Here is a 17970-nt window from a genome sequence, read left to right on the forward strand (position 1 = left end):
AGGGACACGCTCCGCTGGTGAGTGTGTCCCCTGAACTGGGGACAGGCTCATGCTTAGAGTTCACCTAACGGCCGATATACCGGTAACCCGGATGCGGCTATTCTGGAAATGCAGCCCCCGACGAAGCACCCGAAGCTTCGACGCTGCGTTCGAAGGATTACCCGAGATCATGAGCTCTAATTCCCCCCTAAGTCACGCCCGAAAACGTCAGTGGGGTGCGGAAAAGCGCACCGAGCCGCTGCCCTCACTCCATCCACGGCCCAGCGACCGCAAAATGATCGCTGGCCGACTGGCCATCATCGCCACGGCGATCTTCTGGCTCACCTATGTCGTCTACACCATCATTCGCCAGTTCATCAACAACGGCCCAGAGAACTTCCGGTTCACGACCGAGGCCATCTCGTACGTCGTCGTGGTCACGTTCCTCACCTTCTCGGCCCTGATGTACCTCGTCGCCAGGCAGGGCGCACTGCAGCGCTTTCGCAACCATGTGCGGGTTCCCCGCGCCGAGCTCGACCGTCATTTCGATGGGCATTGCGATGGCATCACAGTGTTAGTCCCCTCCTACAGCGAAGAGCCGGAGGTCGTACGCGCGACCCTGTGGTCAGCTGCGCTGCAGGAATATCCATCGCTCAGCGTCGTGTTGCTGCTGGATGACCCGCCGCACCCGTCCGACCCGGCTGCAGCCGCGCAACTCGAGCTTTCACGACTGCTTGCGCGGGGAATCCAGGAGGATCTCGCCGAGCCTGCTTCTCGATTCTCGAGTGCGCTGCTGAGCTTCGAGTTCGGATGGGAAACCGACGCAGAGCAGTTGCTCGCACTGGCCAGCCATTACTCCTGGGCGGCCGAATGGCTGGAGAACATGGCGGCGCACGAAAAGAACGAAGACCACGTCGATGAGTTTTTCATCAACCAGGTGCTGCGCGGGCTCGCGTCTGAACTCGACATCGTCTCGACCGCGCTCTCGGCAGCACACGAGGCAGGAGCCGAGTTCGAGCACGATCAGCTGCTGCGTCTGTACCGCAGGCTCGCCTGGATCTTCTCAGTGCAGATGACGACATTCGAGCGCAAGAAGTTCATCTCGGTATCGCATGAGGCGAATAAGGCCATGAACCTCAACGCGTACATAGGCCTGATGGGCGCAAAATATGTGATCGTCAAGACCCCGGCGGGTGATGTGCTCAGGGCCGTCGACGACGGCAGCGGCTGGGATCTTGCCATCCCTGACACGACCTACCTGCTGACGCTGGACGCAGACTCGATCCTGATGCGCGACTACTGCCTGCGCCTGGTTTACTTCCTGGAGCAGCCCGGCAGCGAGCGGGTAGCCGTCACTCAAACGCCGTACTCGTCGTTCCGTGGTGCCTCCACTCGCATCGAACGGCTCGCGGGCGCGACCACCGACCTTCAGCACCTCCTGCATCAGGGCAAGTCGTATCACAACGCGACATTCTGGGTCGGCGCCAACGCGGTGATCCGCAAGCGGGCACTGGACGACATCGTCGAGGAAGAGATTGTCGGCGGCTTCGCTATCAGGCGCTATGTCCAGGACAGGACGGTCATCGAAGACACCGAGTCGAGCGTCGACCTCGGCACCCACGGCTGGACCCTCACCAACTATCCCGAGCGACTCAGCTACAGCGCAACACCGCCCGACTTCGGATCGCTCGTCGTGCAGCGTCGACGGTGGGCCAACGGTGGACTCCTGATCATGCCCAAGCTCTGGCGGCAGGTGCGCGAACGCCGTGCACGCGGTGAGCGGGTGGCCGTCACCGAGATTCTCCTCAGGGTCAACTACATGGCCTCGATTGCCTGGGCGAGTTTCGGCCTGATCTTCCTTCTCGCCTATCCGTATGATGGCCGGCTACTCAGCCCGGTAGTGCTGCTCGCGGCACTTCCGTACTTCCTGGCGATGGCCAGCGATCTCAAATACTGCGGCTACAAATACAGCGACGTGTTCAGGATCTACGGGTTCAACCTGATCCTGTTACCCGTCAACCTGGCCGGCGTGGTGAAGTCTGTTGAGCAGTCGATCACAGGCAAGAAGATTCCGTTTGCCCGCACACCAAAGGTGCGCAACCGCACCGCGGCGCCGCTGCTCTATGTCGTGGTGCCATACGCGATAGTGATTTTCTCGGTGCTGACCCTGTGGCGCGACGTCAACGCGGGAAACTGGGGTAACGCTGTCTTCGCCGGTGTCAATGCGATCCTGGCCGCGGCCGCGATCGTCTCGTACATCGGCATCGGCGCATCGCTGGTCGACATCTGGCTCGGGCTGACGCGATGGCTCTACGTCGAGCGCACCGTGCGCACCTCGGCCACACCAGCGCCGACTGTCGCGCCGACTACGGCGCCGATCGACTGGGCGACGGTGCTCTATCTCGGCGACGTGGATGCGCGAATCGTCAAGAACCCTCACGTGCGAGCCACACGAAGCGGATCGCGCCGCAACCGGCAGGGAGCGAATTCATGAGCATCCCAGGAATGCGCCTTTCGCCCCTTCGTGTTGCCGTGGCCGTTGTCGCCCTTGGAGGGCTCGGTGTCGGCACGGCGTACGGCTACGACATGTGGAGCGATACCCAGTCGACAAGGTCTGAGAAGCCCTGGTTTGCGGGATACGTCGACGCCACGGCGACACCGACTTTCGAGTTCGAGAGCCCCGCTGACGATTCGGGGCGCGAGGTTATCCTGTCATTCATCGTCGCGGCCACCGATGATTCCTGCGCGCCGTCGTGGGGCACGGCGTACTCGCTCGACGAGGCATCCGTCGCCCTCGACCTGGATCGCAGGATCGCCAGGCTCAAGCAGAAAGATGGTGGGGTGGCCGTGTCATTCGGCGGGCTGAACAACAGCGAACTGAGTTCGGTGTGCACAGATCCGGCTGATCTCAAAGCAGCATATTCGGCCGTCCTGGATCGCTACGACGTCACCACCGTCGACCTCGATATCGAGGGTGATGACCTGGCAGACACGCGGGCGGGCGCACGCCGGGCGCAGGTGATGGCAGAACTGCAGGCCGAGAATCGGGCAGCAGGCAACGACATCGCCGTGTGGTTGACACTGCCGACCGCCACTTTCGGTCTCACGGAAGACGGCACCACCGCCGTGGCGCAGATGCTCGCCGCCGGTGTCGACATCAGCGGCGTCAACGCCATGACGATGGACTTCGGAGACAGCCGGGAGAAGACGCAGTCGATGTCGGATGCCTCCATCAGCGCTCTCGAGCAGACGCACCGCCAGCTCAAGGCTCTCTACAGCCGCGCCGGCATCAGCCTCACGGACGCGACGATCTGGCACAAGGTCGGGGCGACGCCGATGATCGGGCAGAACGACATCCAGGGAGAGATTTTCACGCTCGATGATGCAGTCGCCCTGAACACCTTCGCGGTGACGCATGGCCTGGGGCGCATGTCGATGTGGTCGATGAACCGCGACCAGAGCTGTGGGCCCAATTACGTCGACCTGACCAGGGTCTCCGACTCCTGTAGCGGTGTCGACCAGGGTGCTGTGCGATTCGCCACCATGCTGAGCGCGGGGTTTGACGGACGCGCCGTCCGCGCCGCTGGGAACGTCACCACATCTGAGCCGGTCGATCCTGAGAAAATCCTCGACGTCCCCGCCACCAGCCCCTACGTGATCTGGTCGGAATCGTCGTCATACCTGCAGGGAACCAAGATCGTGTGGCACCGCAACGTGTACGAAGCGAAGTGGTGGACGAGAGGCGACCTGCCGGACAGCCCGGTGCTGGCCCAGTGGGAGACCCCGTGGACGCTCATCGGGCCGGTGCTTCGGGGCGAGACTCCCGTTGTCGTACCGACCCTCCCCGAGGGCACCTATTCAAACTGGGAAGGGGGCGTCGCGTATGAAAAAGGCACACGCGTGCTGTTCTCCGGTGTGCCGTTCCAGGCCAAGTGGTGGACGCAGGGCGACAGCCCCGAGGCCGCCTCCTCTGACCCGGATGCCTCGCCCTGGGTGCCGCTGAAGGCCAGCGAAGTAGCGAGTATCGCGGCGGGTCTCGCGGGCTGACCACTGAGCAGTCCTGGATGTGACCGAGCTTCCGCGGGAGCTCGGTCACATGTGAGCGCCTGTTCGGCGAGGATCGCGTCGATCTCGTTCATCGATTGTTCTCCCGAATATCACGGGATCGCCACTCAACACACTGGGCGGGCTTTGTACCCTTCTTGGGGGTAGACGCCGTATGGCACCCCTCAACATCGCCCGGGAGACCGAACATGCAACGTAAGAAACTGGGATTAGCCGCAGCCACCCTCGTACTGGTCGTGGCGTCGTCAGCACTCGTGGCCGTCGGTGCCGCAACAGCCGACAACGAGAAAGCGAAGAACGTCATCTACCTTCTCGGGGACGGCATGGGCCAGACCCATGTTGACGCCGCGAGGCAGCGCTTTGTGGGAGCTGCTGGGACGCTGGCGATGGAGTCGTTGCCGGTTCACGGTACCGTGCGCACCTATGCGGTCGAGAAGAACTCCGGACAGCCCGGAGAAGCAGACTTCGTGCCAAACCTGGTCACAGACTCCGCCTCGGCGGCCACCGCGTGGGCGTCGGGTGTGAAGTCGTACAATGCAGCCCTCGGCATCGATGCCAAGGGAAATGTCACACCCACCGTGATGGAGCTGGCGAAGAACCAGGGCCTGCGCACCGGCAACGTCTCGACATCCGAAGTCACCGACGCGACGCCGGCTGGCCAGATGAGCCACGCACTGGCTCGTGGATGCCAGGGCCCGCTGTATTCCGCGTCGTCATGCCAGGATCTGCAGATCACCGGCACCGCGCTGCCGACCACGGATGTCAGGGTCACCCCGATCGCTGACCAGATCGCCCGCAATGGCACGGCCGACGTCATCTTCGGGGGCGGCCTGAGCCGTTTCGACGCAGACGACGAGACCGCGCTCAAGGCGCAGGGGTATGCCGTGCTCGGCTCTCCTGCAACCCAGACCGTGGCTACCGAGGCAGACCTTGCCGCGTCAGCGAGCGGGAAGGTCTTTGCGCTGTTCAACAAGGGCAACCTGACGGTCGAGAAGTCAAAGCAGGACAACCCGGGCTCTGCGGGAGCTCTGGAGCCGACTCTTGCCGAGATGACGACCAAGGCCATCGCGCTGCTCGCGGAGGGCGGCAAGAAGGGCTTCTACCTCCAGGTCGAGGGAGCCCTCATCGACAAACGCTCCCACGCCAACGACGCCGCGCAGACACTCGAAGAGATCAAGGCCTTCGATGACGCAGTAGCTGTAGCGAAAGCGTTCGCCGAGAAAGACGGGAACACTCTCGTGATCGTCACTGCCGACCATGAGTGTGCCGGATTCAACATCATCGGCAAGGGAAGCTACGCCAACGCCGAGGCCGTGGCACCTCCTGTGAACGTCGACAGCGGGAACATCGCCAACAACTCGACCCCGTCCAGGCCGAAGAACGGAGCGCTCGACCCGGCTCGCTCATCCGGTGCAGTCAATGGAGCAGGATCGGCCAGCGCGACGAACTTCGCGCCAGCCACGTTCCGTACGGCCGACGACCCTGACTCGGTGATCGATGGTTCGCCCCAGGCCTCACTCTGGCTGACCTACCTTTCGGGCAACCACACCGGCGCAGACGTCCCGATCTTCTCGTACGGCGCCGGTTCGGCGAAACTGAACGGCACCATCGACAACACGGATCTCTTCGATATCGTCACCGGGGCGCTGCGTCTTCCCACACAGCCGACAGCGACAGCGACGCCGACAGCGACGCCGACAGCGACAGCAACGCCGACAGCAGGCACGAAGTACGACGTGGTCGTGACAGCTATCGGGCCGCGACGCAGCCAACTGGTCGACGTGATCAAGTCGATCACGAACCTGACAGAGAAGGAGATCAGCGAGATCCTCTCCAAGAAGCTGCCATACGTTCTGTTGGATGATGTGTCACAGCCGACCGCAGAGAACACGAAGCGACTACTCGAGGCCGTGGGAGCCACGTTCGAGATCACGTCGCAGCCGTAACCCGGTGACCACGGGCAGCGGGCTCGGACACGCTCCGGGCCCGCTGCCCGCGAATCCATCGAAAAGCAATGAAAGAACGGGAAACTGATGATGTCATCCATTCGAATCGCGGTAGTTGCGGGGGTCTCGGCCGTGGCTGCCATCGCGGTCGTGGCTGCACTGGTCGTCGGTTTCTCTAACGGCCCGACGCCGGGCGGAGGCGCGGCAGGCGCTGCCGCACCGGTCGCTAAAACCGAATTTCCCGGATTGACAGCTCCGACAGGTGATCCGCAACTCCTGTCCATCGCCCGGCTCGCGCCGGATGCGGGAACCGTTCAGTTGGCGGAAGGGCCATTCGACGACCGGTTCGAGGTGAATGACCTCGCCTTCGACGGCGCAACCGTCTCGGGGAGCATCCTCGTCACGAGCGACGTCAGTGAGGTGATCAACCTGGAGGTGCTCGCAGGCTTCTACGACTCCGCCGGGGCGCTGATCGGAGAAGGTCGGTTCGTGCTCGAAAGCGAGCACGGCACAACCGACGACGCGTCGAAAATCCCTGACGAGACTGTCGCGTTCCGGATCGACGTGCCAGCGGCGATCGCTGGGCAGGCGTCCTCAGCAGCCGTCGGAGTGCCCGTCCTCGTCAACGAGTAGTCGCGAACCGAGGGTTTAGCGGATCGCCCGACGCGAGCTGATGACTCCGGTGTCGAAGCCGAGCAGGTGCAGCCCGCCGTGGAACCTCGCGTGCTCCACCTTGAGGCAGCGGTCCATGACGACCGTCAGCCCCTTTGATTCACCGTAGATCGCGGCATCCTGATTCCAGATTCCGAGCTGCACCCAGACCGTTTTCGCACCGATCGCCAGCACGTCGTCGATGACGGCGGGGATGTCGCTGGCCTTGCGGAACACGTCGACGATGTCGGGCACCTCAGGTAGCGACGCGAGATCCGGATAGGCCTTCTGGCCGAGGATCGTGTCGGCGTTCGGGTTCACGAAGTACACCCGGTAATCGCTGGACTGCTGCAGGTAGGTGCCGACGAAGTAGCTGGAGCGGGCGGCGTTGGGGGATGCGCCCACGATCGCGATCGACTTCGACTTGCGCAGGATGGCGAGCCGCTGTTTCGCATCTGGGCCGACCCAGGTGCGCTGCGACTTCAGCAGCTTCGCCAGCGGCGAGTTCGCGGGCAGCTCGCAGGTGAGCCCGTTCGCGAGCTGGGTGGTCTGCACTTCGGTTGTCGACATCGTCAGCCTTTCGTCGCTTCGGTCAAAGCCTGGTCGATGTCGTCAACAATGTCTTCGGGGTCTTCTATTCCAACGCTGATCCGCACGACGCCGGGCAGAACGCCGGCATCGAGCAACTGCTGCTCGTTGAGCTGGGCGTGGGTCGTCGATGCCGGATGGATAACCAGGGTCTTCGCGTCGCCGATGTTCGCGAGATGGCTGGCCAGCGTCACGCTCTCGATGAACTTCTGGCCGACCGCGCGGCCGCCCTTCACCACGAAGGAGAAGACGGATCCCGCGCCCTTGGGCAGGTACTTCTGTGCCCGCTCGAAATGCGGATGCCCCGGGAGCCCCGCCCAGAACACGGTCTCGATGCGCGGGTCGGCTTCGAGCCACTCGGCGACGATGCGGGCGTTGTCGACGTGGGCCTGCATCCTGAACGGGAGGGTCTCGACACCGGTCGCGAGCAACCAGGCGGAGTGGGGGGCGAGTGCGGGGCCGATATCGCGTAGCTGCTCGGCGCGCAGGCGGGTGAGGAACGCGTATTCGCCGAAGTTGCCATGCCAGTTGAGCCCGCCGTAGCTCGGCACGGGCTGGTCGAACAGGGGGAAGTGCTCGTTGGCCCAGTGGAAGCGGCCGCTCTCGACGACGACGCCACCGAGGGTGGTGCCGGCTCCTCCGAGGAACTTGGTGGCGGAGTGGGTGACAACGTCTGCGCCCCACTCGATCGGGCGATTCAGGTACGGGGTGGCGACCGTCGAGTCGATGATCAGCGGCAGGTTGTGGGCGTGAGCGACATCGGCGAGTCCCTCGATGTCGGCGATCTCGCCCGAGGGGTTGGCGATGGTCTCGGCGAAGATCATCTTCGTCTTGTCTGTGATGGCCGCGGCATAGTCTGCCGGGTCGGAGGAGCGTACGAACGTGGTGTCGACGCCGAAACGGCGCAGCGTGACATCCAGCTGGGTGATGGAGCCACCGTAGAGGTTTGCGCTTGAGACGATGTGGTCGCCGGCCCCTGCCAGCGAGGCGAAGGTGATGAACTGTGCGCTGAGACCGCTGCCGGTGGCGACGGCGCCGAGGCCGCCCTCGAGGGAGGCGACGCGCTCCTCGAAGCTTGCGACTGTTGGGTTCGCGAGCCGGGAGTAGATGTTGCCGTACTTCTGCAGGGCGAAGCGGGCCGCGGCATCCGCTGTGTCATCGAAGACATAGGCGCTCGTCTGGTAGATCGGTAGGGCGCGGGATCCGGTCGCCGCGTCGGGGATGTTGCCAGCGTGGATTGCACGCGTGCGGAAACCATAGTCACGATCAGCCATGAGATCAGGTTACAGAAGCTGCGGCGGGAAAAGCTGTGCCGGCGTAACAGGAGGCCACGCTATCGCCAGGTCGGCAGCCACCAGTGTGCGGCGAGCCAGGGGTAATCGAGCCGAATGCCCGTCCAGATCGGCCAGAAGAAGACTCCGACCGCGATCGAGACAGCAAGGAAGATGATGACGATCCGGATGCCGCTGAGCCGCCGCCAGCTCGGATCCCGCGCCGTGCCCAGCAGAATGCCGATCACCGCCACCAGCGCGAGTATCAGGTACGGCTCGAACGCGATCGTGTAGAACTGGAACACGGTGCGGTTCAGGTACAGCAGCCAGGGCAGGTATCCGGCGCCGAGTGCTGCCAGGATCAGCCCGACGCGCCACTCCCGGAAGCGCACCAGCCGATAGACAAGGTAGAGCGCCGCGGCCGTTGCCGCCCACCAGATGATCGGGTTGGCGATGCCCGAGATGGATTCGCCGCCTGATCCATCCCCCTGGTAGTACATGCTCGTCGGCCGCACGAGGAACAGCCAGGTGAGCGGGTTCGCCTGGTAGGGATGCGGGCGCATCTCGCCCACGTGGTAGTTGTAGACGCTCACCTCGAAGTGCCAGAAGCTCTGCAGGCTCAGCGGCACCCAGGAGAGCGCGCCGGTCCACGCGTTGCCCGCGCCTTCGGCCCACTGTCGGGAGTATCCGCCCGACGTCACGAACCAGCCCGTCCAGCTGACGAGGTAGGTGGCGACGGCAGCCGGGACCATGAGCAGGAAGCTGACGGGCCCCTGCTTGAAGATCGTGCCGCTGAGCCAGAACGGGATGCCGACCTGGCGCCGGGCCACGGCATCCACCGCCAGTGTGTAGATGGCGAGTGCCGCCAGGAAGTAGAGGCCGTTCCACTTGACCGCCGTCGTCGCTCCGAACGCGACGCCTGCCGCAATGAGCCACGGTCTCCACCAGATCGCAGGCCCCCAGTCGCCGCCCTTGCGCTCCAGCCAGCGGTCGAGCCTGGCTCTGCTCCAGCCCCGGTCGAGCAGGATCGCGATGAAGCCGAGCAGCGCGAACAGCATCACGAAGTTGTCGAGCAGGGCCACGCGGCTCATCACGATCGCGTTGCCATCGATCGCGAACAGCAAGCCGGCGATCGTGGCGAGCAGGGTCGAGCGGAACAACATCTTCGCGACGACCATGAGCAGCACAACCGCGACGATGCCAGCCAGCACGGTGGCTATGCGCCAGCCCACTGGGTTGTCCGGCCCGAGCCACCCCATGCCGAGCCCGATCAGCCATTTCCCGAGAGGTGGATGCACGACGAAAGCGGGAGCGGACGTGAAAATCTCGGTGTTGCCGGCATTGAACTGCGTGTTTGCCTCGGCGGGCCACGACCCCTCGTAGCCGAGATTGAAGAGCGTCCAGGCATCCTTCACATAAAAGGTCTCATCGAAGACCAGCGATGCAGGATGCCCGAGGCCGACCAGTCGCGTGAGCGCAGCGATCACGACCACGAGTGCCGGCGCACCCCGGCTGACCATCCGGCGGACAGCGACAGACTGCCGCAGCCACCAGTCGTCGATACGGGTGCCTGTGCCCGCGACGATGGCGTCGAAGTCGCTCGCGGCCCGGGTGGTCATCCCAGTAATCATAAATGTCGGGCGCTGCACCCTCCCGACACCCTGTCTGGTCCGACCTCCCTCCTTCCCTCCTGTCCCCCCCTCCCTCCCCCCCCCTTCCAAATGAAGGACATTTCCGCGGTAAGCCCCGATTTGCGAGCCAAATAATGCCACCGTCCCGATTTCTCCTTCATTTGGCGGGTGGACGGGTGGACGAGTGGCGGTGGCGGTGGACGGGTGGCGGTGGCGGTGGCAGGTGGCAGGTCGGAGTCCGCAGTCCGCAGTCGGCGGGGCGGGTGCGCAGGTGTGTGGCGGGCCTGCTGGGAGAATGGGCGGGTGATCATTCTCGCCGCAACCCCGATCGGCAACCTCGGCGACGCATCGAGGCGGCTCATCGAAGCGCTCACCAATGCTGAGGTCATCGCGAGCGAAGACACCCGGACCACCATCCACCTCATGCGCGCGCTCGGCATCGAGAACCGCCCGCGGCTGATCGCGCTGCACGAGCACAACGAGACCGAGAAGGCCGCCGAGATCGTGGAGCTCGCCAGATCGGTGGATGTCCTGGTCCTCAGCGACGCGGGGATGCCCGCCATCAGCGACCCGGGCTTCCCCCTCGTGGCCGCCGCAGCCTCCGCCGGGGTCACGGTCACGGCGCTGCCCGGGCCGAGCGCGGTACTGACCGCCCTGGCCGTCTCCGGATTACCCACCGACCGTTTCAGCTTCGAGGGCTTCCTGCCGCGCAAGGGACGGGTCGTGTACTTCCGCACGCTCGCGCGGGAGGAACGCACGATGGTCTTCTTCGAAAGCCCCAACCGGTTACCTGCCGCGCTTGCCGACCTCGCGACAGCGCTCGGTGCTGAGCGCAGGGTGGTGGTGTGCCGCGAGTTGACGAAGCTGCACGAGGAGGTAGCCCGCGGCACCGCCGCCGAGTTGGCCGAGAAGTTCAAGGAGGGCGCTCGTGGGGAGATCTGCCTGGTCGTCGAGGGGGCGCAGCCCGCGACATCCGACCTGCCGACAGGCATCACGCAGGTGCTGAAACTCGTCTCGGAGGGCTCGCGCCTGAAGGAGGCGGCGACCGAGGTCGCGGAGGCGACGGGGCTGAGCCGCAGGGATCTCTACGAGGGTGCACTCGCCAACAAATGATGGGCGTCGTGCAGGCTGGCGCGTTCCAGCGGGACCCCGCCATTTGCGGTGCGGCACCGGCATCCCTCGCAGGTTCCACCTTTAGCCCCTGGCGCTGACTCCGACCGCTCGCTGGGGTCTGAAGAACCCAGTCCTCGCCAGGCAGCTTGCGGGACTGGCCCACAGCGGCACCCCGTGTGCCCGAGGATCAGGTCGACGTCAGCCCCACGTACATCGATTGGTGCAGATGAGCGACGTGGTCGAATGCCAGTCGACCGGATAGCGCCGCGTCCTGTGTCGTCAAGGCATCCACCAGCGCCGCGTGCTCGTCATTGGACGCTCGGAGGTAGTCGATCCGGTAGGGAATGAAATAGGAGTAGAGCTCATGGGAGATGCGGTGGTGCAGCGCCGCTGCTGCCGCAACACCAGAAGCTGACGCGAGTTCGGCATGGAACTTCGCGTCGGCATCGCGGTACTCTGCCCAGTCTGAGGCGATTCTCATCCGGTCGACGAGGCCCGCCAATGCAGCGAGGTTCTGCTCCGAGCGTCTGGAGCTGGCCAGGGTAGCCAACCCTGCCTCGAGAGTTGCACGTTGGTCGATGAGTCCGTGGACGTGGTTCACATCGGCCTGATATGCGGCAACACCTGCACCCCTCGTGGCGGGCAGAGACTCGGCGATGAATGTTCCGCCGCTGTGCCCCCGGTGGCGAATGACGAGACCCTCATCCACCAGTGCTCGGTAGGCGCGACGCACGGTCATCTCGCCGACGTCGAACGCATGGGCGGTTTCTTCGGGGGAAGGTAGCTTTTGGCCCGGCGAGAGCATCCCCAGGTGCACAGCGAGCCAGATCCGAGCGCGAACGGTATCAACGGCGGAAGTTCGGCGGATCGCGCCGAGGGTTGGGGACGAGAGGTCGATAGTCTCGCTCCTCGTTCGGTCAGGATCCACAAGGTCCGGATGCCGCTTACCTAGCTGCTGGCATCCATCTCGTCGACATCATCAGCCGAGTGGCGATCAAGCCTGAATCGCTTGCCGAGAACAATACCAAGCGCGAAAGCAACGGCCGGGATGATCGCCAAAATCGTGCTGACGAATGCACTGCCGCCCGTGACGAGTGTGAAATTGGAGAGCACGAGCCACAGGGCAACGCACAACCCCATGATTGCAAGCACCGGGAACACCCGGGAGCCCCAGATCCGCCCGGAGATCGCCGAAGGTCGACGGGCGAAGAATACGAACACGGCGATGGATGTCGTGAGCAGAAGGATCACCATCCCCACGGTTGCGACGCCAGCCATTGAGCCGAATACGCCGACGAGCGGGTCGAGGCCAGAGGCGGCAAGAATGCCCAGCACTACCGCTGCTGTGACAGTTTGCACGATTGACGAAGCGGACGGCGAGTTGTGCTTCTTATCGATCACCCCGAGTCGTCCTGGCAGCACACCCTTATTGGCGAGGCTGAACTGATAACGCGCGATGACGTTGTGGAACGATAGGACACACGCGAAGAGGCTCGTGATGAGGAGCACCTGTACGACATCACGCATGATGGTTCCGAGATATTGCTCGGTTACGTCGAGCAGCATGTTCCCCTCGCCAGCGAGGGTAGCCTGAGCCACCGTGACGACGGAATCCGCACCGACGCCGGTGATCAGCGCCCAGCAGGAGATCGCGTAGAAGGCCCCGATGATGGTGACTGCCAGGTAGGTGGCGCGCGGGATCGTCTTCTCTGGATTGCGAGCTTCATCGCGGAACACCGCTGTTGCCTCGAAGCCAATGAATCCAGTGAGAGCGAACAGCACAGCGACTCCGATGCTTCCGGTGAAGACGTTCGCCGGATCGAAGGTCTCGAGCGCGGGTCCGTTCGCTCCTCCAGTGGTGAAGATCACGAGGTCGAGCACGATAACGACGAGAATCTCAAGCGCAAGAGCCACCCCGAGCACCTTCGCGCTGAGCTCAATGTGGCGGTAACCGAGCACAGCGACGATGGCCATCGTCGCGAACGAGTACAGCCACCACGGCAGTGCTGGTCCGCCGAAGTGGGTTACGAGATCATCCGCAGCCCAGCCCACATACCCGTACACCGCAACCTGTATGGCGGTATACGCGACGAGTGCGGTGAACGCGGCTCCGAGCCCGGCTCGGGATCCGAGACCCGCAGTCACATAGGAAAAGAAGGCCCCCGCCTCTGTGACGAAGGGAGTCATGGTGACGAATCCGACGGAAAATACGAGCAGGATGACCGCAGCCAGAGCGAATCCCACCGGTGCCCCCGCGCCGTTGCCGACGCCGACCGCGAGGGGTACGTTGCCTCCGATGACGGTGAGCGGTGCAGCCGCGGCGATCACCATGAACACGATGGCGCCTGTTCCCAGATTGCCCTGAAGCCGAGGCTTGACCTCGACAAGGGATGGAGTGGTCATGAAAGTCCTTTCCTGTGCAGCAGTGAAGTGGTGCGAAGCGGGCTGGTGCGGGTTGTCAGTACAGCTCGGGGCGGCGATCCGCGAGATAGGGGTTGTCCTGTCGCGCCTGGGCGGTGACAGCAGGGTCTATCGTCGCGATCATCAGACCGCTGCTGTCGGTGCCCCCGACTGACGCGAGAGTTGCACCACGTGGATCGACGATGCTGCTGAGTCCGACGTAGCGGAGTCCGTTTTCTGAGCCGGCGTGATTGACATAGACGATGTACACCTGATTTTCCCAGGCGCGCACAGGGATCAAATGTTCGGCGATGTGGCCGTAGGGCTCCATCTGGGCGGTCGGCACGATGATGGCGTCGGCTCCAGCGAGAGCGGCTAATCGGACGGTTTCGGGAAACTCCACGTCGTAGCAGATGAGGAAAGAGAGCAGCACGCCGTCGATCTCGATGGGGTCGGGCAGGGCGTCCCCGGCGACGAAGAGTGAGCGATCCAACTCACCGAAGAGGTGGGTTTTGCGATACTTCAACAGCAGGGCACCATCCGAGTCGACCACGACGAGGGTGTTGGCGATCTTCCCGTCCGTCAGCAGCTCGGGGAGACCTGCGACGATCGCAATTCCAGCCGTCGAGGCGATGTCAGCGACTCGGTCGACGAGTTCGGGAGACACGAGTTCGGCCACCCTCTCGCCGATGTTGTAGCCCGTCACAAACATCTCCGGGGTCACCAGTATGCGAGCACCCTGTTGAGACGCGCTTGCGGCCGCCTCGGCGAGGATCCGCAGGTTGGCATCGACATCGCCCGCAACTCCGGCGTGTTGAAGTCCTGCGATGGTGACGGGCATGTCTGTCCTCCGGGCTGCTCGTGGGCGGGCACATCTAAATGAATCAAGTTGATCTATTCGGAGAATATAGTGATTAGTGCGGGATTTGTCATGCGGGATTTGTCTGGCGGGACAAGCGCGCCCTCCAACTTCCCCGCTGACGTTTAGGATTAACCCATGGCCGCCGGCGACTCCTTCTACATCACGACGCCCATCTTCTACGTCAACGACGTTCCCCACATCGGGCACGCGTACACGGAGGTGGCCGCTGACGTTCTCGCGCGCTGGCATCGGCAGCGAGGCGACGACACGTGGTTGCTGACCGGCACCGACGAGCACGGTCAGAAGATCCTGCGTACGGCCGTCGCCAACGACACCACCCCGCAGGCCTGGGCTGACAACCTCGTCGAGAACGCGTGGAAGCCGCTGCTGAAGACGATCGACATCCGCAACGACGACTTCATCCGCACCACCGACGAGCGACACGAGAAAGCCGTCACCAGCTTCCTGCAAAAGCTCTACGACGATGGCCATATCTATTCGGGCGAGTACGAGGGCTACTACTGCGTCGGTTGCGAGGAGTACAAGCAGCTTGACGACCTCATGGAGACCACCGACGGCGACTACGCGGGCCAGCTGGTCTGCAAGATCCATAGTCGCCCGGTCGAGGTGCTCAAGGAGAAGAACTATTTCTTCAGGATGAGCGCCTTCGAGAAGCCGCTTCTCGATCTCTACGAGAGCCAGCCGGACTTCGTGCAGCCGTCGAGCGTGCGCAACGAGATCATCCAGTTCGTGAAGCAGGGTCTCGCCGACCTGTCGATTTCCCGCTCCAGTTTCGACTGGGGCATCAAGGTTCCGTGGGATGACACCCACGTCGTCTACGTCTGGTTCGACGCGTTGCTCAACTACGTGACCGCCGCGGGATACGGTGTCGACGACGAGCTGTTCGCGCGTCGCTGGCCGGCCGTGCACATCGTCGGTAAAGACATCGCCCGCTTCCACGCCGTTATCTGGCCCGCGATGCTCATGGCCGCGGGGCTCGAGGTGCCGCGCGCCGTGTTCGGCCACGGCTGGTTGCTCGTCGGTGGCGAGAAGATGAGCAAATCGAAGCTGACCGGCATCGCGCCAACGCAGATCACCGACACCTTCGGCTCCGACGCGTTCCGCTACTACTTCCTCTCCGCCATCACGTTCGGCCAGGATGGCTCGTTCAGCTGGGAGGACCTCAGCGCCCGCTACCAGTCGGAACTCGCCAACGGATTCGGTAACCTCGCGTCGCGCACGATTGCCATGGTCACCAAGTATTTCGACGGCCAGATTCCGGATGCCACGGCAGACGCATCGATCACCGAACTCGCCGAGCGTGTCACGGTGGCAGCGGATGCCGCGATCGACCGTTTCGCGATCAACGAGGCTCTCGCGAGCATCTGGGAGCTCGTGGACGCATTGAACGGTTACATCACGGAGCATGAGCCGTGGGCGCTCGCAAAGGATCCCGCGAACCGCGATCGCCTCGCGCAGGTGCTTGCGACCGTGGTGCACGGCCTCGGCACGCTCACCGTGCTGCTGTCACCGGTGCTCCCGAAGGCGACATCCACCCTCTGGGCGGCTCTCGGCGGAACCGGGAGCGTCGACGAGCAGCGGGTCGACCGCGCGTGGCAGTTCACCGCCGGTTCACGCGTCACGCCGCTTTCGGCCCCGCTCTTCCCGCGTATCGAGCAGGCCGCCACCGAAGGAGCCGCGTGAGCGAAGCGCACCTCCGGCATCGCCAGACCGAGGGCCCCCGGGATCTTCAGTATCCGCCGCTGCCTGAGGCGCTCGTCGTCGGCACCTACGACAACCACACCCACCTCGAGATCTCGGACGGCGGCCCGGACGGGCAGCTCGACTATCACGAGCACCTCGACCGGGCATCCAGTGTCGGTGTGCGCGGTGTGGTGCAGGTCGGGACCGACCTCGAGACCTCACGATGGTCGGCGGATGTGGCGAGCGTCGAACCGCGCGTTCTCGCAGCCGTGGCGCTGCACCCCAACGAGGCGCCGCGGTATGACGCCGAGGGAACCCTCGACGCGGCCCTGGCCGAGATCGACGAGCTCGCCGGGCGGCCGCGCGTGCGCGCCATCGGTGAGACGGGGCTCGACTTCTTCCGCACCGGAGCGGATGGCCGGGATGCGCAGTTCCGTTCGTTCGAGGCGCACATCGAGATCGCCAAGCGCCACAACCTCGCGCTGCAGATCCACGACAGGGATGCTCACGCTGAGGTGATCGAGACGCTCAGGCGTGTCGGTGCACCCGAGCGCACGGTGTTTCACTGCTTTTCCGGGGACGCCGAGATGGCGAAACTCTGCACGGACAACGGCTGGTACCTGTCATTTGCCGGCACCGTGACGTTCAAGAACGCCGGCGGCCTGCGCGATGCGCTCAGCGTGATCCCGCGCAGCCGCATCCTGATCGAAACCGATGCCCCGTACCTCACACCCGACCCGCTTCGAGGTCGACCGAATGCGCCGTACCTGATCCCGTATACGCTGCGTGCGATGGCGGCTCACCTCGAGACCGACGTGTCCATGCTCGCCGCGCAGGTCACGTCGACCACGGAAGAGGTCTACGGCCGCTGGGACGCTGAACCTGTGACCGCGCCGGACGGCCCGTTCGCTGACCTGGCGTGAGCGGCGCGTTGCTCGGGCCGGTCGAGATTCGGGAGCTCGCCCAACTGCTCGACATCCAGCCCACGAAGAAGCTCGGGCAGAATTTCGTCATCGACGCAAACACTGTCAGGCGTATCGTCAAGTCGGCGGGGGTTATGGCCGGGGAGACCGTCGTCGAGGTCGGCCCCGGGCTCGGATCCCTGACTCTCGGACTGCTCGACACCGGCGCCTCGGTCGTGGCGGTGGAGATCGACAAGCGACTGGCCACCCAACTGCCCGCCACGGTGTCGAAATTCCAGCCCGATTCCGAGCTGATCGTAATCACCGAGGATGCACTGCGGATCACGGAGTTGCCGAACGACCCGACGGTGTTCGTTGCGAACCTGCCATACAACGTGTCCGTGCCCGTCCTGCTGCATTTTCTGGAGCGATTCCCGACTATCGATCGCGGGCTCGTGATGGTGCAGGCCGAGGTCGGCCAGCGTGTCGCCGCTGGCCCCGGATCGAAGATCTACGGCAGCCCGAGCGTGAAGGCCGCCTGGTACGGCGATTTCTCGACCGCGGGCCAGGTGAGCCGGCAGGTGTTCTGGCCGGTGCCGAACGTCGACTCGATCCTCGTGCGGTTCAATCGGCACGAGCAGCCGGGAACCGAAGCCGAGCGACTCTCCACCTTCGAACTGGTGGATGCCGCGTTCCAGCAGCGGCGCAAGATGCTCCGTCAGGCGCTCTCCGGTGTGCTGGGCGGCTCGATCGGTGCGTCAGCCACCCTCGAGGCAGCGGGTGTCGCCCCCACGGCCCGCGGCGAGGAACTCACTGTGGCCGACTTCCTCGCAGTCGCCCGGGCTCGCGGCTGAGAGT

14 protein-coding genes are annotated in these 17970 nt (G+C 64.2%); 8 read left to right on the forward strand and 6 right to left on the reverse strand.

The window, feature by feature from the left end; all coding sequences use genetic code 11:
* Positions 1-169 precede the first annotated feature (169 nt).
* From IEW81_RS07595 to IEW81_RS07610, 4 genes are all read left to right on the forward strand, one after another.
* A complete protein-coding gene (locus IEW81_RS07595) occupies positions 170-2473 on the forward strand; it encodes a glycosyltransferase family 2 protein (protein WP_097059354.1) in 2304 nt (767 codons plus the stop codon).
* Complete coding sequence (locus tag IEW81_RS07600; protein WP_179691725.1) at positions 2470-4026, forward strand: chitinase; 1557 nt, start codon at positions 2470-2472, stop codon at positions 4024-4026. The genes IEW81_RS07595 and IEW81_RS07600 overlap by 4 nt, the downstream gene beginning before the upstream one ends.
* Positions 4027-4232: 206 nt before the next feature.
* Positions 4233-5990 (forward strand): alkaline phosphatase, encoded by a 1758-nt coding sequence (locus IEW81_RS07605; protein ID WP_179691726.1) that lies wholly within the window; start codon positions 4233-4235, stop codon positions 5988-5990.
* Between the two features lie 90 nt (positions 5991-6080).
* Positions 6081-6623 carry a hypothetical protein gene (locus tag IEW81_RS07610; protein WP_143544602.1) on the forward strand — a complete coding sequence of 181 codons (543 nt, stop codon included), beginning with the start codon at positions 6081-6083 and terminating at the stop codon, positions 6621-6623.
* 15 nt (positions 6624-6638) lie between these two features.
* Here IEW81_RS07610 and IEW81_RS07615 read toward each other — a convergent pair whose 3' ends face one another.
* From IEW81_RS07615 to IEW81_RS07625, 3 genes are read right to left on the reverse strand one after another with little or no spacing between them, the layout of a single operon-like run.
* Positions 6639-7211, reverse strand: a complete 573-nt coding sequence (locus IEW81_RS07615; RefSeq protein WP_097059356.1) for a CoA-binding protein — start codon at positions 7209-7211, stop codon at positions 6639-6641.
* 2 nt (positions 7212-7213) lie between these two features.
* Positions 7214-8503, reverse strand: coding sequence for an O-acetylhomoserine aminocarboxypropyltransferase/cysteine synthase family protein (locus tag IEW81_RS07620; protein ID WP_097059357.1), 1290 nt, complete (start codon positions 8501-8503; stop codon positions 7214-7216).
* Between the two features lie 59 nt (positions 8504-8562).
* Positions 8563-10119: a dolichyl-phosphate-mannose--protein mannosyltransferase gene (locus IEW81_RS07625; RefSeq protein ID WP_097059358.1), complete on the reverse strand. Its 1557-nt coding sequence runs from the start codon at positions 10117-10119 to the stop codon at positions 8563-8565.
* Positions 10120-10434: 315 nt separating this feature from the next.
* On the opposite strand from IEW81_RS07625, the gene rsmI reads away from it, so the two are divergent.
* Positions 10435-11244 carry a 16S rRNA (cytidine(1402)-2'-O)-methyltransferase gene (gene rsmI, locus IEW81_RS07630; RefSeq protein WP_097059359.1) on the forward strand — a complete coding sequence of 270 codons (810 nt, stop codon included), beginning with the start codon at positions 10435-10437 and terminating at the stop codon, positions 11242-11244.
* Positions 11245-11431: 187 nt separating this feature from the next.
* Here rsmI and IEW81_RS07635 read toward each other — a convergent pair whose 3' ends face one another.
* Genes IEW81_RS07635 through IEW81_RS07645 form a run of 3 tightly spaced genes read right to left on the reverse strand, consistent with a single transcriptional unit; the run spans position 11432 to position 14485 of the window.
* A complete protein-coding gene (locus tag IEW81_RS07635; RefSeq protein WP_218839944.1) occupies positions 11432-12172 on the reverse strand; it encodes a FadR/GntR family transcriptional regulator in 741 nt (246 codons plus the stop codon).
* A 20-nt stretch (positions 12173-12192) separates the two neighbouring features.
* On the reverse strand, positions 12193-13647 hold the full coding sequence (locus IEW81_RS07640; RefSeq protein ID WP_097059360.1) for an APC family permease: 1455 nt from the start codon (positions 13645-13647) through the stop codon (positions 12193-12195).
* Positions 13648-13702: 55 nt separating this feature from the next.
* Positions 13703-14485, reverse strand: coding sequence for a carbon-nitrogen hydrolase family protein (locus IEW81_RS07645; protein WP_097059361.1), 783 nt, complete (start codon positions 14483-14485; stop codon positions 13703-13705).
* A gap of 156 nt (positions 14486-14641) precedes the next feature.
* Here IEW81_RS07645 and metG point away from each other — a divergent pair, with 156 nt between their 5' ends.
* From metG to rsmA, 3 genes are read left to right on the forward strand one after another with little or no spacing between them, the layout of a single operon-like run.
* A complete protein-coding gene (metG, locus tag IEW81_RS07650; RefSeq protein ID WP_097059362.1) occupies positions 14642-16210 on the forward strand; it encodes a methionine--tRNA ligase in 1569 nt (522 codons plus the stop codon).
* On the forward strand, positions 16207-17133 hold the full coding sequence (locus IEW81_RS07655) for a TatD family hydrolase (RefSeq protein WP_097059363.1): 927 nt from the start codon (positions 16207-16209) through the stop codon (positions 17131-17133). The genes metG and IEW81_RS07655 overlap by 4 nt, the downstream gene beginning before the upstream one ends.
* On the forward strand, positions 17130-17966 hold the full coding sequence (gene rsmA, locus IEW81_RS07660) for a 16S rRNA (adenine(1518)-N(6)/adenine(1519)-N(6))-dimethyltransferase RsmA (RefSeq protein ID WP_097059364.1): 837 nt from the start codon (positions 17130-17132) through the stop codon (positions 17964-17966). The genes IEW81_RS07655 and rsmA overlap by 4 nt, the downstream gene beginning before the upstream one ends.
* Positions 17967-17970: the final 4 nt, after the last annotated feature.

The sequence above is a fragment of the Salinibacterium xinjiangense genome, assembly GCF_014645015.1.
GTDB classification, from domain to species: Bacteria; Actinomycetota; Actinomycetes; order Actinomycetales; family Microbacteriaceae; genus Rhodoglobus; species Rhodoglobus xinjiangensis.